At 72.6% G+C, this 17,308-nt stretch carries 13 protein-coding genes and 1 pseudogene; 8 read left to right on the top strand and 6 right to left on the bottom strand.

Annotated elements, in window-relative coordinates; translation table 11 throughout:
- Positions 1-36: 36 nt before the first annotated feature.
- A complete protein-coding gene (locus tag ACFWZ2_RS03250; protein WP_384541024.1) occupies positions 37-2,769 on the top strand; it encodes a BTAD domain-containing putative transcriptional regulator in 2,733 nt (910 codons plus the stop codon).
- Between the two features lie 215 nt (positions 2,770-2,984).
- A complete protein-coding gene (locus tag ACFWZ2_RS03245; RefSeq protein ID WP_384541021.1) occupies positions 2,985-3,545 on the top strand; it encodes a DUF4232 domain-containing protein in 561 nt (186 codons plus the stop codon).
- Here the strand turns inward: ACFWZ2_RS03245 and ACFWZ2_RS03240 are convergent.
- Positions 3,542-4,213 carry a TetR/AcrR family transcriptional regulator gene (locus ACFWZ2_RS03240; protein WP_384541018.1) on the bottom strand — a complete coding sequence of 224 codons (672 nt, stop codon included), beginning with the start codon at positions 4,211-4,213 and terminating at the stop codon, positions 3,542-3,544. The genes ACFWZ2_RS03245 and ACFWZ2_RS03240 overlap by 4 nt on opposite strands.
- Before the next feature lie 173 nt (positions 4,214-4,386).
- Between ACFWZ2_RS03240 and ACFWZ2_RS03235 the strand changes: the two genes are divergently transcribed.
- Together ACFWZ2_RS03235 and ACFWZ2_RS03230 are read left to right on the top strand one after the other, a co-directional pair.
- Positions 4,387-5,247, top strand: coding sequence for an SDR family NAD(P)-dependent oxidoreductase (locus ACFWZ2_RS03235; protein ID WP_384541015.1), 861 nt, complete (start codon positions 4,387-4,389; stop codon positions 5,245-5,247).
- 131 nt (positions 5,248-5,378) lie between these two features.
- Positions 5,379-5,885 carry a carboxymuconolactone decarboxylase family protein gene (locus ACFWZ2_RS03230; RefSeq protein WP_384541012.1) on the top strand — a complete coding sequence of 169 codons (507 nt, stop codon included), beginning with the start codon at positions 5,379-5,381 and terminating at the stop codon, positions 5,883-5,885.
- Positions 5,886-6,008: 123 nt separating this feature from the next.
- On the opposite strand, the gene ACFWZ2_RS03225 is transcribed toward ACFWZ2_RS03230, so the two are convergent.
- The 3 genes from ACFWZ2_RS03225 to ACFWZ2_RS03215 form a co-directional block, all read right to left on the bottom strand.
- On the bottom strand, positions 6,009-7,259 hold the full coding sequence (locus ACFWZ2_RS03225; protein WP_384541009.1) for a cytochrome P450: 1,251 nt from the start codon (positions 7,257-7,259) through the stop codon (positions 6,009-6,011).
- Between the two features lie 307 nt (positions 7,260-7,566).
- Positions 7,567-8,379 (bottom strand): SDR family NAD(P)-dependent oxidoreductase, encoded by an 813-nt coding sequence (locus tag ACFWZ2_RS03220; RefSeq protein ID WP_384541005.1) that lies wholly within the window; start codon positions 8,377-8,379, stop codon positions 7,567-7,569.
- A gap of 340 nt (positions 8,380-8,719) precedes the next feature.
- Positions 8,720-10,177 (bottom strand): purine-cytosine permease family protein, encoded by a 1,458-nt coding sequence (locus tag ACFWZ2_RS03215; protein ID WP_384541002.1) that lies wholly within the window; start codon positions 10,175-10,177, stop codon positions 8,720-8,722.
- A 68-nt stretch (positions 10,178-10,245) separates the two neighbouring features.
- Here ACFWZ2_RS03215 and ACFWZ2_RS03210 point away from each other — a divergent pair, with 68 nt between their 5' ends.
- The gene (locus tag ACFWZ2_RS03210) at positions 10,246-10,869 is read left to right on the top strand and encodes a TetR/AcrR family transcriptional regulator (protein WP_384540999.1); all 624 of its coding nucleotides are present in this window, start codon (positions 10,246-10,248) and stop codon (positions 10,867-10,869) included.
- 110 nt (positions 10,870-10,979) lie between these two features.
- Positions 10,980-12,605, top strand: a complete 1,626-nt coding sequence (locus ACFWZ2_RS03205) for an amidohydrolase (protein ID WP_384540996.1) — start codon at positions 10,980-10,982, stop codon at positions 12,603-12,605.
- Between the two features lie 119 nt (positions 12,606-12,724).
- Here ACFWZ2_RS03205 and ACFWZ2_RS03200 read toward each other — a convergent pair whose 3' ends face one another.
- Positions 12,725-13,669, bottom strand: a complete 945-nt coding sequence (locus tag ACFWZ2_RS03200) for an NAD-dependent epimerase/dehydratase family protein (RefSeq protein ID WP_384540993.1) — start codon at positions 13,667-13,669, stop codon at positions 12,725-12,727.
- A gap of 155 nt (positions 13,670-13,824) precedes the next feature.
- A pseudogene (locus ACFWZ2_RS03195) lies at positions 13,825-14,763 on the bottom strand (alpha/beta hydrolase family protein); the annotation flags it as partial.
- Between the two features lie 192 nt (positions 14,764-14,955).
- On the opposite strand from ACFWZ2_RS03195, the gene ACFWZ2_RS03190 reads away from it, so the two are divergent.
- A complete protein-coding gene (locus ACFWZ2_RS03190; RefSeq protein ID WP_384540990.1) occupies positions 14,956-15,570 on the top strand; it encodes a TetR/AcrR family transcriptional regulator in 615 nt (204 codons plus the stop codon).
- A 164-nt stretch (positions 15,571-15,734) separates the two neighbouring features.
- Positions 15,735-17,294, top strand: a complete 1,560-nt coding sequence (locus ACFWZ2_RS03185) for a PepSY-associated TM helix domain-containing protein (protein WP_384540987.1) — start codon at positions 15,735-15,737, stop codon at positions 17,292-17,294.
- Positions 17,295-17,308 lie beyond the last annotated feature (14 nt).

Below are 17,308 nucleotides of genomic sequence, written 5' to 3'. Positions count from 1 at the left end.
GGCTGTTGATCTTTCGCTTCTGGAGGTGCAGGGTTCGTGGAGTTCCGGCTGCTCGGATCGGTGTCCGTGGCCACCGAGGCCGGTGACCTGCCGCTCGGCCCCGTCAAGCGGCGCAGCCTGCTCGCCGCGCTGCTGCTGCGGCCCAACGTCCCCGTCCCGGTCGACCAGCTCACCGCGGCCCTGTGGGACGACGAACCGCCGCTGCGGGCCCGCAGCGTCATCCAAGGGCATGTGTCGCACCTGCGGACGCTCCTGGAGACGACGGACGCCCGGATGTACGGCGTGCAGCTCGCCACCGAGGGCGCGGCGTACGCGCTGCGCATGCCGGAGACCCTCCTGGACGCCCACCGCTTCGAGGAACTGGTCACCCTCGCCCGCGGACAGCGCTCGGCGGGCGACGCCGTCGTCATGCACCAGGAAGCCCTCGCCCTGTGGCAGGGGCCCGCCCTGACCGGCGTCTACCCCAGCCCGCCCCTGCAGGCCGCCGCACACGCCCTGGAGGAGCTGCGGCTCGCCGCCGTCGAACAACTCGCCCTGGGATACGGCAAGTTGGGCGAGCACGCCAGGGCCGCCACCGTGCTGCGCGCCGAGGCCAGCGCCCATCCGCTGCGCGAATCCCTGTCCGCCGCACTCGTGACGGCCCTGCGGCGCGCGGGCCGCCGCTCCGAAGCGCTCGACTGGTTCCACCGCACCCGGCGCCTGCTCGCCGACGAGCTGGGCGTCGACCCCGGCCGCGAACTCGCCGAGGCCTACGCGCTGGCCCTGCGCGGCCAGCACGACGACGATGACGAGGACGCCGCACAGCGCGAGACGGCCGAGACCGTGCTCTCCGCCGCACCCGCGTCCGCCGTGTCCGCCGGCCCCGTCGACCTGCTGCCGCGCGCACCGCGCGGATTCCACGGGCGCGCCGCCGAACTCGCCGCACTCTCCAGGGCGGCCTCCGGCGAGGCGCCCGTATGCCTGGTCACCGGGCCCGCGGGCGTCGGCAAGAGCGCCCTCGTGGTGCACTGGGCGCACCACGAACGCGAACGGTTCCCCGACGGCAGGCTCCACGTCGATCTGCGCGGCTTCAGCGAGACGGGCGAGCCCGAACTGCTCGACGTGCTGCGCGAGTTCCTGCTCGCCCTGGGCGTGGCACCGCGCCGGATACCGGAGACGGTGAACAGCGCAGCCGCCCTGTTCCGCACGCTCACCGCCGAGCGCCGCATCCTCGTCGTACTCGACAACGTGCGCGCCTCCGAACAGGCGAGACCGCTGCTGCCCGGCGGCGCGGACTGCGTCACCGTCGTCACCAGCCGCCACCGGCTGCGCGGCCTGATCGCCTCCGACGCCGCCCGGCCCGTGCCGCTCGACGTCCTGGGCGAGGAGGACAGCACGGCCCTGCTCGCCGCCGTCCTCGGCCCCGAGCGGGTGCACGTCGAACCGATCGCCGCCCGCCGCCTCGCCAGGCTCTGCGACGGCCTGCCGCTCGCCCTGCGGGTCGCCGCCGCCCGGCTCGCCGACCAGCCGCACTGGACGCTCGCCGCGATGGCGGACGAACTCTCGGACGCGACGCGCAGACTCGGCCTCCTCGACGCGGAGGACACCGGCGTGCGCGCCGCACTCCAGCTGTCCCTGGACCGCCTCCCGCCGGGCGCCGCACACCACTTCGCGCACCTCGGCCGCCACCCCGGCACCCATGTCGACCGGCGCACGGCCGCCGCCCTCGCGGGCACCACCCCGGTCGCCGCGGAGGCCGCACTCGACCAGCTCGCCGCCGCGCACCTGCTCACCCACAGCGCGCCGGGCCGCTGGACGCTGCACGACCTCGTCCGCCTCTACGCCCGGGGCCTGGACGCCGACCCCGACGCCCTGCCGCGCGTGCTCGACCACTACATCGCCACCGGGCTCGCGGCCGCGCAGGCCGCCGAGCAGGACGGCGAACCGTGCTTCGGACTGCCCGAGGGGTTCCATATGCCCGTGGAGGTACGGGAGTTCGCGGACCGGGACACGGCCATGTGCTGGTACGCGGCCGAACGCGAGGACGTGATCCTCGCGGCGGGCGCGGCTGACGCCGCCGGGCTGCACGACAGGACGTGGCGGCTCGTCCTCGCCCTGTGGCCGCTCATGGTGTGGCGCGTCCTCGACGGCTGGACGCCGCTCCTGTACACGGCACTCGCCGCGGCGCGGGCCGACGACGACCGCCACGCCCAGTCACGGGTCCTCGCCCTGCTCGGCTGGGTCCTGACCGAGGAGGGCCGCACCGCCGAGGCGCTCCCGCACCTGGAGGCCGCCCCGAAACTGGCCGCCCAGGCGGGCGACCCGAGCGGCGAGGCCACCGCGCTCATCAACCTCTCCCTCGCGCAGGCCGCCCTCGGCGACCTGGACGAGGCGGCCGAGGGCTGCCTGCGCGCGGTGGACCTCTCCCGCACGACGGGCGAGCGCCACACCGAACGCCTCGCCCTCTACCACCTGACCCGGCACCAACTCGACGCCGGACAGTGGCAGTCGGCGCTCGCCACCGCGACGGCGGCCAGCGCACTCCAGCCGCCGGACGCCCCGGCATCGGCCCGGGTGCTGCTGCTCGCGGCGGCCGGTGAGGCGCTCGTCGGCCTCGGCGACGAGATCGAGGGCATCCGCTGCCTCGACGAGGCGGCCCGCGAGGCGGAGGCCGCCGGATACGACGACGGCGCGGTGCGGGCGCTCGGCGCGCTGCTCAAGGTGTCGGACGACGAGGGCTACCGCATGCGGCGCGACGCGGCGCGGGCCCGGCTCGCCACCGGGGCGTGAGGGGCGCGGGGCGGGGTGCGGCGCGGCTTCGTACGGGGAGTTCGCGCTGTCGTACGCGGTGACTTCCGGGCCTGACGCGACGGCACGAGGGAGCCTCACGGGGCGTCAGCGGAACGTCAGCCGCGCGTGATCGCAACGCCAGCAGATCCTGCCAAGGTGGGCACACCGCGACAAACCGCCGCGGCGACCGCACCGCCCAATCGGGGAGTACCACCATGCGCACGCACCGCATCCGCACCGCCGCCCTCACCGCGGCCACCGCCACCCTCACCCTCGGCCTGACCGGCATCGTCACCGTCGGCGAGGCCGGGGCGTCGCAGGGCGCGAGCCCGGCCAAGCCGACCGCCACGCGTGCGTGCAACGGCGACGAGATGTCGTACTCCGTGGTGCACCGCTTCGCCGGACAGCAGGGGGAGCACCTGCTCATCTCCGCGACGAACGCCGACGCCACGCCGTGCTGGGTCACCTCCTACCCGTCCGTGATGCTCGGTGACACGGTCGACGTGCTGCCCCACGCCGCCAAGGACGCCCCGGGCGGCAGCGCCCGCATCACCGTGCGGCCCGGCGCCAAGGTGTACTCCGCGGTGAGCCTCTTCCGCGACTCGGCCAGGACCCACACCTCCGGCGACCTGAGCATCGCCCTGCGCGACCGGACCGGTGACACCGGGCCCGGCACCGACCAGGCCGCCTTCGACGGCAAGGGTGTCCCCTCCAAGTTCACGTGGACCAGCGCGGACGTCACGAACTGGAACCCGACCAAGCCGTACGACTTCTAAGCACTCGGCGGGACGTCGGGCCCCGGCAGCCGCGCCTGGCCCGGCCGGGCGCGGAGCCCGTCGAGGACGATCGTCAGGCAGCGGCGCCACGGCCCGCCCGGGTGCCCGTCCGGCTGCTCGCCGGGCAGCGCCATGACGGCGTCGATCATCGCGACGACGGGCGTGATGTCCGCGGCGGTGACCCCGTCGCGCAGCGCGCCCTGGTCGCGCGCCCGCTCCACGAGGCGCTCGCAGTGCGCGGTGATCTCCTGACGCGCCCGGGCGGGACCGGTGTCCTCGACGGTGCCCTGGCGCATCAGTTCGCGCAGGCCGCGGTTGACCGAGGCCCGCGCAAGGGCCTGCTCCAGGAAGTCGGCCAGGGCGGCGAAGGCGTCGGCCGCGTCCAGCGCCTCGCGTGCCAGCGCCGCGATCTCGTCGAGTTCCGCGCCGAAGACGGCCTCCGCGAGTGCCTGCTTGTCGGCGAACTTGCGGTAGACGGTGCCGACTCCGAGCCCCGCGTGGTGGGCGACGTCGTTGAGCGTGGCCTGCAGCCCGCGCGCGGCGAAGACTTCACGGCCCGCCTGGAGGATGCGCCGCCGGTTGGCCTCGGCGTCCCGCCGCAGGGGACGCGCCGGTGCCGTGGCGGGGGGCCTGTCTCCCCTCGTACCGCCTGTGGAGGCGCTGTCCATTGGAGGCTCCTTCTTCGTCCGTGACCGGATCGACCGGCTACAGAGTAACCGGATAAAGGCTATCCGCTTCGTGCTACGGTCCCTCCCGTAAGCGGATAAGAGATATCCGCATAGTGCTTCCGGGCTGTCGCGCGGCGCATCGGCCGCACGGCCCGGAGGGGAGGAGAGCCGGCATGCGGACCGTGGTCATCACCGGAGGAACCGACGGAATCGGCAAGGGACTTGCCCTGCGCCACCTGCGCCAAGGGGACCGCGTGCTCGCCGTCGGCAGCACGCCCGCCAAGGGGGAGGCCCTGCTGGCGGAGGCGGCGGCCCTCTCGGCCGGTGAGCGGATCACCTTCCTGCGGGCCGACCTCACCTCGGTCGCGGCGGCCCGGGAACTCGTCGCCACGATCGAGAGCCGCTGCCCCTCCGTGGACGCACTCGTCCTGTGCGCACAGCGCTACCGCCTCTTCGGCCCGCGCACCCTCACCGCCGACGGCTTCGAGCACAGCTTCGCGCTCGCCTACCTGAGCCGGTACGTACTCGGTCACGGGCTGCGCGGGGCCCTGGAGTCCGCGCCGCGACCGGTCGTCATGAACGTCGGCACCCCCGGCGTCCCACTGGGCCGCATCCACTGGGACGACCTGCAGCTGACGCGCCGCTACAGCGGCACCAAGGCCACCCTGCAGTCCTTCCGCGCCAACGACCTGCTCGGCGTGGCCTTCCCCGTCGTGCACGCCGACACCCCGATCCGCTACCTCGCCTACCACCCCGGCGTCGTGGCGACCGGCATGCCCACCCACCTGCCACAGCCGCTGCGCTCCCTCACCAAGGCGTCCTTCGCCCTCTTCGCCACCCCGGTGGCCAAGGCCGTGGACCCGATGACACGCCTCCTCGACGACCCGCCGGGCCCGGGCTTCACGGCCTACCACACAGAACGCCAACTCCCGCTGAAGGGACCGGCGTTCGACGAGGAGGCCGCGCTGCGCCTGCACCGCCTCACGCAGGACCTGCTGGCCCGGCTGGGGGAGACGCGGCCGAGGTCGACGTAAGAGCCGACGTAAGAGCCGACGTAAGAGTCGGCGTAAGAGTCGGCGTAAGAAAAGAGATCTCCCCGGTCACACTTCCCCGCCGGGATCCGTCAGGGCAGTGAAAGCGATACGAAAGCCCGAAGGAGACGGCAATGGAAACGCGTTCGATCACGGCGGAGATCCCGACGGTTCCGCGGATGTCCGACGACCCCACGCAGCTGGTCCCCGAGGTGAAGGAGGTGTCGGCGGCCCTGCTCAAGGTCGTGGGCAACGGTGCGGTGCCGCGCGCCACGATCAGCCTGGTCCACCTGCGCGCGGGCCAGATCGTCGGCAGCACCTATCTGACCGTTCTGCACACCGGCTTCCTGCGTGCGGCGGGGCAGTCGGAGGAGCGCATCACCTCGGTGTCCTCCTGGCAGGACTCGCCGTACTTCACCGGTGCCGAGCGGGCCGCGCTCGCCCTCGTCGAGGCGGTACTCCGGCCGTCCACGGGCGGTGAGCGGGTCTCCGGCGAGCTGTACGACGAGGTGGCCGCGCACTACGAGCCCAAGGCGTTCGCCACCCTGCTGTTCGCGATCGGCCAGATCAACTTCTTCATCCCCCTGGCCCTGACCGCGAAGCCGGTGCCCGGCCGGTCGTTCGACGAACCGTGGAACTGACACGTCCAAGGCGGTGACGCGCCCAAGGCGGTGACACGCCCGCGGCGCACACGGGGGACGGCTCGTCCGTCGTCATGACGAAGGCCCCTTCTCGCATCCCGCGAGAAGGGGCCGCGCCGTTCGCTACGCCTCGCCCCAGGTGACGGGGAGCTTGTGCACCCCGAAGATGTTCATCCCGGTGCGCAGCGGCACCTCGTCGGCCGGGATCGCAAGACGCAACGTGGGGAACCGGGTGACCAGGGCGGGGAAGGCGGCCCGCATCTCGACGCGCGCCAGCTGCTGGCCCAGGCACTGGTGGATGCCGTGTCCGAAGCCCAGTTGGCCGGTCGCCGTGCGGCGCAGGTCGAGCACGTCGGGGTCGGGGTACTTCAGCGGGTCGCGGTTGGCGGTCTCGTGCGCCACGATGACCGTCTCGCCCGCCTTGATCAGCTCCCCGCCGAGCTCCACGTCCTCCAGGGCGGACCGCCCCCCGATCTGGGCGATCGTCAGATAGCGCATGAGCTCCTCGACGGCCTGGTCGGCGATGCCCGGATCGGCGCGCAGGGCCTCGAACTGCTCCGGGTTGCTGAGCAGCGCGAAGGTGCCGTACGCGATCATGTTGGCGGTGGTGTCGAGGCCCGCGCCCAGCAGGAACCCGGCGAGGCCGGTGAGTTCCTCGTCGGTGAGATCACTGGTCGTCAGGTCGCTGAGCAGATCGTCGGTGGGGGCGGCGCGCTTGGCGAGGACCAGCTGATGGAGGTACTCCTCCATCGCCGTCATGGCGGCGGCCCTCTCCTCCATGGTGGAGCTGTGGAGCATGATCGTCTCGGTGTTCTGCTGGAAGAACTCGTGCTCCGTGTAGGGCACGCCGAGGAGTTCGCAGATCGTGAGGGCGGGGATGGGCTGCGCGTACGCCTTCACCAGGTCCACCGTCGGCCCCTGCCGCTCCATGGCATCGAGGTGCTCGGTGGTGATCTGCTCGACGCGCTCGCTGAGCAGATTCATCCGGCGGACGGTGAACTTGCCTGCCAGCAGCCTCCGGTAGCGGGTGTGCTCGGGCGCGTCCATCCCGGTCATGTCGCCGATCGGCGCCGGTGGCATCTCGCCGGTGTATCCGGTCTCCATCGGCAGGTGGAGGAGTTCGTACCGGGAGGAGAACCGGGAGTCGGACAGGACCGCGCGGACCAGGGCGTGGCTGGTGGCCAGCCAGCCCACGTGCCCGTCGGGGAAGCTCAGCCGCGTGAGGGGGCGTTCCTCGCGCAGCCGCGTCAGCTCGGTGGGCGGGTCGAAGGGGCAGCCCGAGGGGCGCTCGACGGGCAGCCGGACCGGCTCCGCGGCTAACACCGCCTCATCGAGTGCCTTGGTGTGCGCGGGTGTCGACGATTCGTGCGGCATGGGGTCCTCCGGTGCGGGGCGACGTGCCATGGAAGATGCGCTGGTACGCGACGGTCGGGCGCCGTCGTGTACGGCGCCCAACACGCGGTGCCAGCATGGCACATGGGTAACGCCATGGCGAGCCAATCTGGCTCACCATGGCGTCATCTCGCCGTTCCGGCGATTCAGCTCTGCCCGGCCTTGCTGCCGTGGTTCGCCTTCTTCTTGCGACGGGCCTTCTTCTTGCGGGCTCGCTTGGACATGGGACAACTCCTGTACAGAGAAGGGGTGGACGCGGTGCCGCGGCGCGGAACCGCAGGAGAGGCAGTCAGGCCGCGGTGCGGCCCACGAGCAGATCGGCGAGCTTGTTGAGGCGCTTCACGGTGCGGTCCTCGGTCGCGGCGGCCGCCGGGGCGACGCGCTCGGCGCGGTCGTAGTAGGCGCCGTTGACGATCTCGACCGCCGGGTCGCACAGCCGCGCCACGTTGGCCGCGCCCTCGGTGGGCGTGACGCCTTCGTTGGCGTACAGCGGGAGCAGTGCCGTGGTGCACACGCCGGGGTGCACGGAGACCGCGGTGACCCGCGGGTCGGCGGCGAACACCGTCAGGGCCAGCTGCGACTGCGCGTACGCGGCGAGCCGCGAGTAGCGGCGGGCGCGGTTGGGGTCGCTCCACTGGATGGACGCGGTGCGGTGCAGCGACGAGGAGACGTTGACGACACGGCCGCCCGGGTCGCTGGTGAGCGCGGGCTCAAGCAGGCACGTGAGCAGGTAGTGCGCGAGGAAGTTGACCTGGAAGGCGATCTCGTTGCCGTCGGCGGTGACGGTGTGCCGCTCGGGGGCGGCCATACCGGCGTTGTTGACCAGGACGTCCAGGTGCGGGTGCTCCCGGACGATCCGGTCCGCGAGGGCCTCGACCTCCTCGAGGTGCGTGAAGTCGGCGGAGCAGGCCCAGAGTTGGTCCACGCCCACGCCGGTGGTGGCGACGAGGCGGTCGGCGGCGGCGCCGGCCTCCTCGGCGGTGCGGCCGTGCAGCAGCACGGTGGCGCCACGCTCGGCGAGCTGCCGCGCGGTCTCGTAGCCGATGCCGGAGGTGGCGCCGGTGACCAGGATGGTGCGGGCGGACAGGCTTGATTCAGACATGGGACATCCATGGGTGCGGGTACGCAGACGGAACCGGCGTACGACATGTGGGTATGGAGAGGTACGACGAAGGGGCGCCGTGTCAGGTCACGGCGCCCCGGAACTCATCGGGAAGCAGGCGTCAGCGGCGGGCGGACGCTTCCGTCAGAGGGCAGCGGGGCATACGACGGGGCGCCCGATGAGGGGGCCGGTCGAGGAGGAGCCACGCGCTGTTCACACGTCATATCGAAGCCGGGGGCGCGCCGCCGGGCAAGCGGGGTCGCCGGTTCCATACGCCGCTCTGACGGACGGCCGCGACGGGCGGCCCGGGCGCGCTGTCCTGCCGCGACCTGCGGAGGGCTCAGGCGGACCCCGTCGCATCGCGGCCGAAGAGCGGGCGCCGCACCAGTCCCGCGTAGACGGCGGAAGCGACGACCATGCCGACCGGAAGTGCCAGGTCCGCGCCGCCCAGGGCATGCGCCACCGGCCCGGTGTAGAGGGTGTTGACGCACAGCGCCGCCGCGGTGACGCCCGCGACGAGGGCCAGGGCCCCGGCCCGGTGCAAGCCGCCCGTGTACCAGAAGGGGCTCTCCGGGGACTCGTCGGTGAGCGCGAGGCCGTCGTAACGGTTGCGGCGCAGCGCGATGTCGGTGGCGTACAGGGCCATGGCGGGACCGAGCAGGACGACGGTGAGCTGGAGGACATTGCTGACGGTGTCGAGGAAGTTGGACACGAGCAGCGCGTACAGGGTCAGCGCGACCGCCACGGTGCCGTCGAAGAGCACGCTGACCGACCGCCGGATGCGCAGCCCCACGGCCTGCAGGGCGAGCCCCGCGCTGTAGGCGGTCATCGCGTTGATGGCGATCGTGCCGAGCACCAGGGCCAGCAGGAACAGGGGCGTGAACCAGCCGGGCAGGAGCCCTTCGAGCGCGGTCTGCGGATCGGTCATGTCGACCGTGGTCGCGGCGAACGCGCCCAGCGAGCAGACGACAGTGCTCGGCAGGAAGGCACCGAGCGCCGTCCACCCGGCGACCGCCTTGGCGGACGTCGTGCGGGGGAGATAGCGGGAGAAGTCCGCGCTGGTGGTGTACGACAGCGGGCCCGCGGCGATGAGCGTGACACCGGAGATCAGGGTCACCCACAGTTCGGTGCCGGTCAGCGGTTCGGCGGGCGTGTACGAGAAGTCGGTGTGCCCGAGCACGGCGACGGCGACGACGGCGAAGACCGCGGTGAGCGCGAGGGTGATCGGCAGGTAGAGCCGCACGATCGTCGCGTGCCCGTAGACGCTGATGGTCAGGGTGAGCGCGGCGACGACCACCACGACGGCCACCTGGACGCCGGTGTTCGCCGGGATGCCCGCCTTCTCGACCAGGGCGAAGGCGGCGGTCGCGGCGGCCGAGAGATTGAGGGCGAAGTAGCAGACCGAGATCATCCAGCCGGTGACCGCGTTGTTCACGCGGTTGCCGAGCACGCCGTATATCGCCCGGGTGATCACTTCGCTCGGTGTGCCCGACGCGGGGCCGGAGATCGCGAGCACTCCCGTGAGCAGCCAGAACAGATTGCCCACCACGATCACGGCGATCGCCTGCCACAGGCTCAGGCCCATGAGGACGAGCGCGCCGCCGATCACCAGGCTCAGGTAGTTGACGTTCGCCGCGGCCCAGACGGAGAACAGCTCCCGGGGGCGGCCGTGGCGTTCCCCGTCGGGAATGTGGTCGATGCCGTGGGCCTCGATGCGACCCGCGCGGTCCACGGTCGGTTCCGTCGCGCCGAGCGCGGTCCGCCGGCCGGGATGTGGGTCGGGAATCGTGGACGCCATGAGGCCCTCCGGATGCTGGGAAACCCGCCTGCTTGCTTATTGGTCGCACACTCAATAGCGTTGTGGTCATGTCGTCAAGCGTTCAGCGCAAGCGAATTCGGAAATCTCCGGCCGCCCGACGTGCGGAAATCGTCGCGGCGGCCGCCTCGGTCGCCCTGACCGAGGGGCTCGAGTGCGTCACCCTGCGGCGGATCGCCGAGGAACTCGACGTACGGCCGGGGCTGATCAGTCACTACTTCCCCGCGGCGGACGACCTCGTGGCGGAGGCGTTCGGCAGCGCGGCGAGCGGCGAACTCGACACGCTCCTGCCGGCCGAACGGCCCGACGGCACCCCGACCTCGCATCTGACGCGGCTCTTCGCGCATACGACGGGGGATTCGTACGACGGCATCAGCCGCCTCTGGATCAACGCGCGACACCTCAGCCGCTACCGCCCCGTCCTCCGCGACCGGGTGGCCGTTCAGGAGGCCGCCTGGCGCGGCCGGCTCGCCGGGCTCATCCGCGAGGGCGTCGAGCGGCACGAATTCCGCACGGACGACCCGGAGGTGACGGCCATTCAGATCCTGGTCGTCCTCGACGGGCTCGGTGTCCATGCCAGCACCGACATCAGCAATCGCCCTCCGGCGGTGGCGCGGATGGCCGTGGCCACGGCGGAGCGCGAACTGGGGCTCACGGAGGGCGTGTTGGGCTGACCCTCCTCCCTCCGCGCCCGTCCACGCCCTGGCAACCCGCGGCGTCCGCGCTCCGGCGACCCGGGCGTCTCAGACACACCTGTACGTACACCCCGTCCCAAGGAGCTCCTGTGCCGCGCACCCCGCTTGTCCTGCTCTCCGCCCGCCTCCTCGACCCGGTCACCGGAGCGTTCCTGCCGCAGACCGCGCTGGCCGTGTCCGAGGGGCGGATCCGTGCGCTGGGGGACGACCGGGAGATCCGGGCGCTCGCCGACGCGTCGACGACCGTGATCGACCTGAAGGGGGCCGTGGTGACCCCCGGCCTTGTCGACGGGCATCTCCATCCCGTCTCCGGCGCCGAGTTGACCCAGGGGCTCGATCTTTCGGGCTGCGCCGACCTGGACGCGGTGCGCGACGCGCTGGCCCGGGAGGTCCGTGGCCTCGCGCCGGGGGAGTGGCTGCACGGCTGGGGGCTCGACCCCAACGTCTTCGGGGACCGTCCCCTCGGCTCCGCCGCCCTCGGCCCGGTGCTCGACGGGGTGCCCGCGCTCCTCCAGCTCTTCGACGCCCACTCGATGGTGGCAAGCCCGCGCGCCCTCGAACTCGCGGGGGTCGACGGGCCGCGCACCTTCGACCAGGCCGCCGAAGTCGTCTGCGACACGGCGGGACGTCCCACCGGGCTGCTCCTGGAGGAGGCCGCCTGCGAACTGGTGGAACGCGCGGCGCCGCAGCCCACCCGCGCCGAACGCCGCGACCGGCTCGCCGCGGCCCTGCGCGGGATGGCCGCCGCCGGACTCACCGGCGGCCACGCCATGGACGCCAACGGCGAAAGCCTCGCGCTGTACGCCGAGTTGGACGAGGCGGGCGAGTTGCCGGTGCGGCTGCGCGTCGCTCCCTGGTGCCAGCCGGGCACGGACGCCGACGCGCTGCGCGCGCTCATCGAGCGGCAGGGCACGGGCGGCACCCTGTGGCGGACGGCGGGCGTCAAGCTCTTCATGGACGGCACCATCGACAACGGCACGGCCTGGCTCGAACACCCCGACTGCCACGGCGAGTCCACGCACGCCTTCTGGCCCGACCCCGCCGCCTACACGCGCGTCGTCGGCGAACTCCACAGGGCCGGGGTGCCCACCGCCACGCACGCCATCGGCGACGCCGCCGTACGGCATGTGCTCGACTCGGTCGAGAAGGCCCTGTCCGGCGGGCGGGGCGGGGTCCGGCACCGCGTCGAGCACATCGAGACGGTGCCCGACGACACGCTGCGCCGCTTCGCCGAACTCGACGTCGTCGCCTCGATGCAGCCCACGCACTGCTGCGACTTCACCCGGGCCGACCACACCGACAACTGGTCGCGCAGGCTCGGCGAGGAGCGGGCCGCGCGCGCCTGGCGCTGCCGCGACCTGTGGGACTCCGGCGCCACCGTCGTCCTCGGCTCGGACTGGCCCATCGCCCCCTACCCGCCGCTGGGCGTCATGGCGGGCGCCCGCCACCGCCGCCCGAGCCGCGATCTCGGCCAGGACCCGCACGGCCCCGAGCAGGCGCTCACCGCCCTGGAGGCGCTGCAGGGCATGACCGTCAGCGCGGCCCGTGCGGCGGGCGACGAGCACGAGGCGGGACGGCTCGCCGTCGGGTGCCGCGCCGATCTGACGGTCCTCGCGGAGGGCCCGCTGAGCACCGCTGCCACGGACCTGCCGGACGTGCCGGTCCTCCTGACGGTCCTCGACGGCCGCCCCACCCACCGCGACGAAAGCCTGTGAACTGCCGCTGTGCTCAGGGTGGTTGCTGGCCGGGTAATTGACGCTGTGCTCAGGGTGGTTGCTGCCCGGGTAACTGACGCCGCACGCAGGGTGGTTGCTGTCCGGGACCCTGGTGCCCCTCAGCGCTTGTTGCCCGCGAGCAGCCATTCGATGTAGTCGCGGACGGCTCGTCCGGTGTCGTACGTGGGGCGGTAGCCCGTGTCTTGCTGGAGGCGGCCTATGTCGAGGGCCATGGGCGCGGTGTCGCCTCCGGTGGGCAGGTCGACCGACGCGTCGGGGACCACCTCCTTGATCGCTTCGATGATCTGTCCATTGGTCGTGGCCCGGCCGGAACCGACGTTGTACGTACGGTGGTTCAGCTTCTCCGCGAGCTGGAGAAGGGCGATCGCACGCCCGGTGTCCTTCACATAGCTGAGGTCGACCCCGTCCTCGGTGCGGGCCGGGTACACGAGGTGGGAGAGGTCGGGGGCGGTGCCGTGGGCGGCGGCGTGGACGAGGGCGGGCGCGGCGAAGAACGGATCGGGGTGGCCGAGCGGGCCCCAGGTGCCGGATATGCGGTAGTCGACGATGTCGATGCCGGTGGTGTCGGCGAGGAATCCGCCGAGCAGCTCGCCGACCTTCTTGAACGTGGGGATCGAGACGGGCGAGTCCATCGGCAGCGGGGTGTCCTCGTGGAACGGTCCGTCGTTCCGCGCGCCGGAGTAGACCCCGATCGTGCTGGCCAGGCCGAGGCGCCGTACGCCCCAATCCTGCGCCGCCTGCACGGCGTTGAGGAGTCCGTCGAGCGCCTGCCGTGTCGCCTCGACCGGCGCGTCGGGGACGGGCGGCCAGGGGTAGGACCCGGCCAGATGCACGATGCCCGTGATGGGGTGACGGCGTCCGATCGAGAGCAGGGCGTCGCGATCGGTGATGTCCGCCCACTCCACCGCGATCCGCGCCCCGGCGAGCACGGCCGGGAGTTCACGGGCGCGGCGCTGGACCACGACGCACTCCTCGCCCTGGTCGAGCAGGGCCCGCACGGTGTGGGACCCGATGAAGCCGAGGCCGCCGGTGACGAGGATCATCGCTGGGCCTGAGCTTGGGTGCGGGTGCGGGTGCGGGTGCGGGTGCGGGTGCGGGCATGGGCGTGGGCGTGGGTCTGGGTCTGGGCGACGTGGGGCAGGGCCTGGGCCTCGGTCTGGCTATCGGCCGCGGTCTGGTTCGCGTCCCCGTTCCCGTCCTTGCTCCGCACCGACCCCAGCGCGTCCGGGTCGTCCGCCAGGGCGGCGGTCGCCGCCTTCCAGCCGGTGTCCTCGGGGGAGAGGACGCTGTGCAGGAAGGCGGTGGTGAGCCGTTGGAGCAGGGCGACGCGGGCGGGGTTCTCGTCCGTCGTCTCGGCGGCCTCATGGCCGGGTATGCCGCCGAGCGAGTGCTCCGCCCCGAACAGGGTGAGCAGGCTCTTGCTGCCGGGGCTGTGGACGTACGGGTCGGTGAACCAGTCCGGTCCTCGGGTGGACAGGTGGGACTGGTCGTGGTCCCCGGCGACGATGAGGGCCGGTGGGGTCATGGTGGCGAACGACGGCCGCATGAAGGGGAGATGCTCGACGGCGAACGGGGTCAAGTCGTCGCCCAGGCCGGTCAGGGCGAGCAGCACTCCCGCCTTGACCCGGGGATCGGACATGTCCTCGCCGGGCACGCCGTCGGAGTCGAGGACGCGCGCGCCGAGCAGGGTGCTTGCCGTCTGCGCGCCCCAGGAGTGCCCGGCCACGGCGATCCGCTCGCGGTCGACGCGCCCGCGGAGCCCCGGCACGGCGGCTTCCAGGGTGTCGAGTCCGTCCAGCACGCGCTTGAGGTCGTCGGTGCGGATGCGCCAGATCCGCGGCGTACGAGGGTCGTCGGCAGGTAGGCCGAGTGTCCTGGAGTCGAGGTGGGTCGGCTGGAGGACCACGAAGCCGTGTGCGGCCCAGTGGTCGGCCAGCGGCGCGTAGCCGTCCATCGACCAGCCGAAGCCGTGCGAGAAGACGATGACGGGCGGGGCGCTGCCCGTCGCGGGGGCGGACACCCGGACCTGGAGGTCTTCGCCGCGGCCCGGGGCGGGCAGGACGACGGGCTTCGCGGAGATCACCGTGGCGGGAGCGGGCGCGGGCTGCCGCGGGGTGGTGGCGTTCGGGTCGGACATGGAGGTGCCTTCCGATCAGGTTCTTCGGACTCTTGGTGCGGTGGCACGGCGGCACGGGCGCGGCCGTCGACGGTCTGCCATCATGAGCAAAACGGAACCTTGCTCCGCCAACGATACGGAACGCTGTTCCGCTTTACAACCCCTTATGGAATCTCACGGAATCTCATGGAATATCGCGGAAGGAGCGTCTTGGTGAGCGACGGCAAGGGCGCCAAGGGTGGCAACGGCAGCAGCGGGCAGACGAGCGCCGCCACCCCCAAGCGCAAGGACGTCCGGCGCAATCAGCAGACCCTGCTGGACGCGGCCGCGGCGATGTTCATCGCCAAGGGCGTGGAGGCGCCGGTGCGCGACATCGCCGCCGAGGCCGGTGTCGGTGTGGGCACGGTCTACCGTCACTTCCCCACGCGCGCCGACCTCGTCATCGCCGTCTACCGTCACCAGATCGACGCCTGCGCCGACGCGGGCCCGGCCCTGCTCGCGGCAGGACCGACGCCGCACGCCGCCCTGGAGCGCTGGGTCGACCTCTTCGTCGACTTCCTCGTCACCAAGCACGGCCTTGCCGCCGCGATGCAGTCCGACAGCGCCGGTTTCGAGACACTGCACGCCTACTTCCTCGACCGTCTCGTGCCGGTGTGCACCGAACTCCTTGAGGCCGCCGTCGCCTCCGGCGAGATCCGCGCCGACCTCGACGCCTACCAACTCATGCGCGGCATCGGCAATCTCTGCATCGGCGCGGAGAGCGACGCCCGCTATGACGCGCGCCGCATGGTCGCGCTTCTCGTCGCGGGGCTGCGCGCGCCGCGCTGACCGCGGGCGGGGGTGCGCGGGGGTACACGAGGCGTATCCGACGGGGTGTGGCACGCGTCACGCGCGATGGCTGGAACTCGACGGGTGCGCGGCCCGACTCCTGGACCGGTCCGGCTGTCGCCGGTCCGCGGCCCGCCGACTCAGCCGACCCAGGAGAACACCCCATGCCCGCCGAACCCACCGTCCTCGCCCCAGGCGACGGGCAGCAGCCGGACGAACCGGCGAAGCCACCGCAGGACTCGCCGAACCCGCCCGCCGCCCGGTCCGCCACCCGGCGTGCCGCCTTCGCGTCGTTGCGTCCGCTCGTCCTGCGACTGCACTTCTACGCCGGGCTCTTGATAGCGCCCTTCCTGCTGATAGCCGCCACGACCGGACTCCTGTACGCCGGGTCGTACCAGGCCGAGAAGATCGTGTACGCCGACGAACTCCGTGTCCCCATCGGCAAAGACGGCAAAGACGGCAAGGACGGCAAGGACGGCAAGGACGGCAAAGACAAGGACGAACTGCCCCTGGCCCGGCAGGTGGCCGCGGCCCGTGCGGCACACCCCGAGGGCACGGTCAGCGCGGTGCGGCCCTCGCCGGAGGACGGCGCGACGACCCGCGTCCTGCTCTCCGGGGTGCCCGGTGTCGATCCCGAGCGCACGCTCGCCGTCTTCGTGAACCCGTACACGGGCGAGGTGCGCGGCGCGCTGGAGCAGTACGGCGCCACCGGAGCGCTGCCGCTGCGCACCTGGATCGACGAACTCCACCGCGATCTGCACCTCGGCGAGCCGGGCAGGCTGTACAGCGAACTCGCCGCCAGCTGGCTCTGGGTGATCGCGGGCGGCGGACTGGTCCTGTGGTTCGGGCGGCGCAGGTCGCGCCGGAAGCTGCGGGGCACGACGGGCCGCCGCCGCACGCTGTCGCTGCACGGTTCGGTGGGTGCCTGGGCGGCCGCGGGGCTGTTCTTCCTGTCGGCGACGGGCCTGACCTGGTCGGCGTACGCGGGCGAGAGCATCAGCGACCTCCGGGAAGCCATCGGCCAGACGACGCCCGCGGTGACGGCGACCCTGGCACCCGGCGGCGCGTCCGGCGCGGGCTCCGGAGGGGAGCACGCCGGTCACGGCATGTCCGGCGGTGCAGGTGCAGGTGCAGGGGCAGGGGCAGGGGCAGGGGCTGGCGCAGGGAAGGCGGGCTCCGACGTAGGACTCGACGCCGTCCTCAAGTCCGCCCGCGCCCAGGGCCTTTCGGACCCCGTGGAGATCGTCCCGCCGGCCGACGCCTCCTCCGCGTACGTCGTCAAGCAGGTCCAGCGCAGCTGGCCCGAGAAGCAGGACTCGGTCGCCGTGGACCCCGCGAACGGCGAGGTGACCGACGTGCTGCGGTTCGACGACTATCCGGTGCTCGCCAAGCTGACCCGCTGGGGCATCGACGCGCACTCGGGTTCGCTGTTCGGCCTCGCCAACCAGGTCGCGCTCGCCGCCCTCGCCGTATGTCTGATCCTGCTGATCGTCTGGGGCTACCGGATGTGGTGGCGGCGCGGCCGCGGCAGCACCTTCGGGCGTCCCATGGCGCGCGGCGCGTGGCAGGACGTACCGGCGTACGTCCTGGTGCCGCTGCTCGCGGCGATCGCCGTGGTCGGCTACTTCGTGCCGCTGCTGGGCATTCCGCTCGCGGCGTTCCTCGTCGTGGACATCGTGCTGGGCGAGATCGCGTACCGGCGCGGGAAGCGCACGTACGCGTGAGGTGAGGCCGGGAG

Source organism: Streptomyces sp. NPDC059002 (genome assembly GCF_042740435.1).
Lineage (GTDB): Bacteria > Actinomycetota > Actinomycetes > Streptomycetales > Streptomycetaceae > Streptomyces.
Note: the sequence above shows the minus strand (reverse complement) of the source record. Positions and strands in the feature narration are given on the sequence as shown.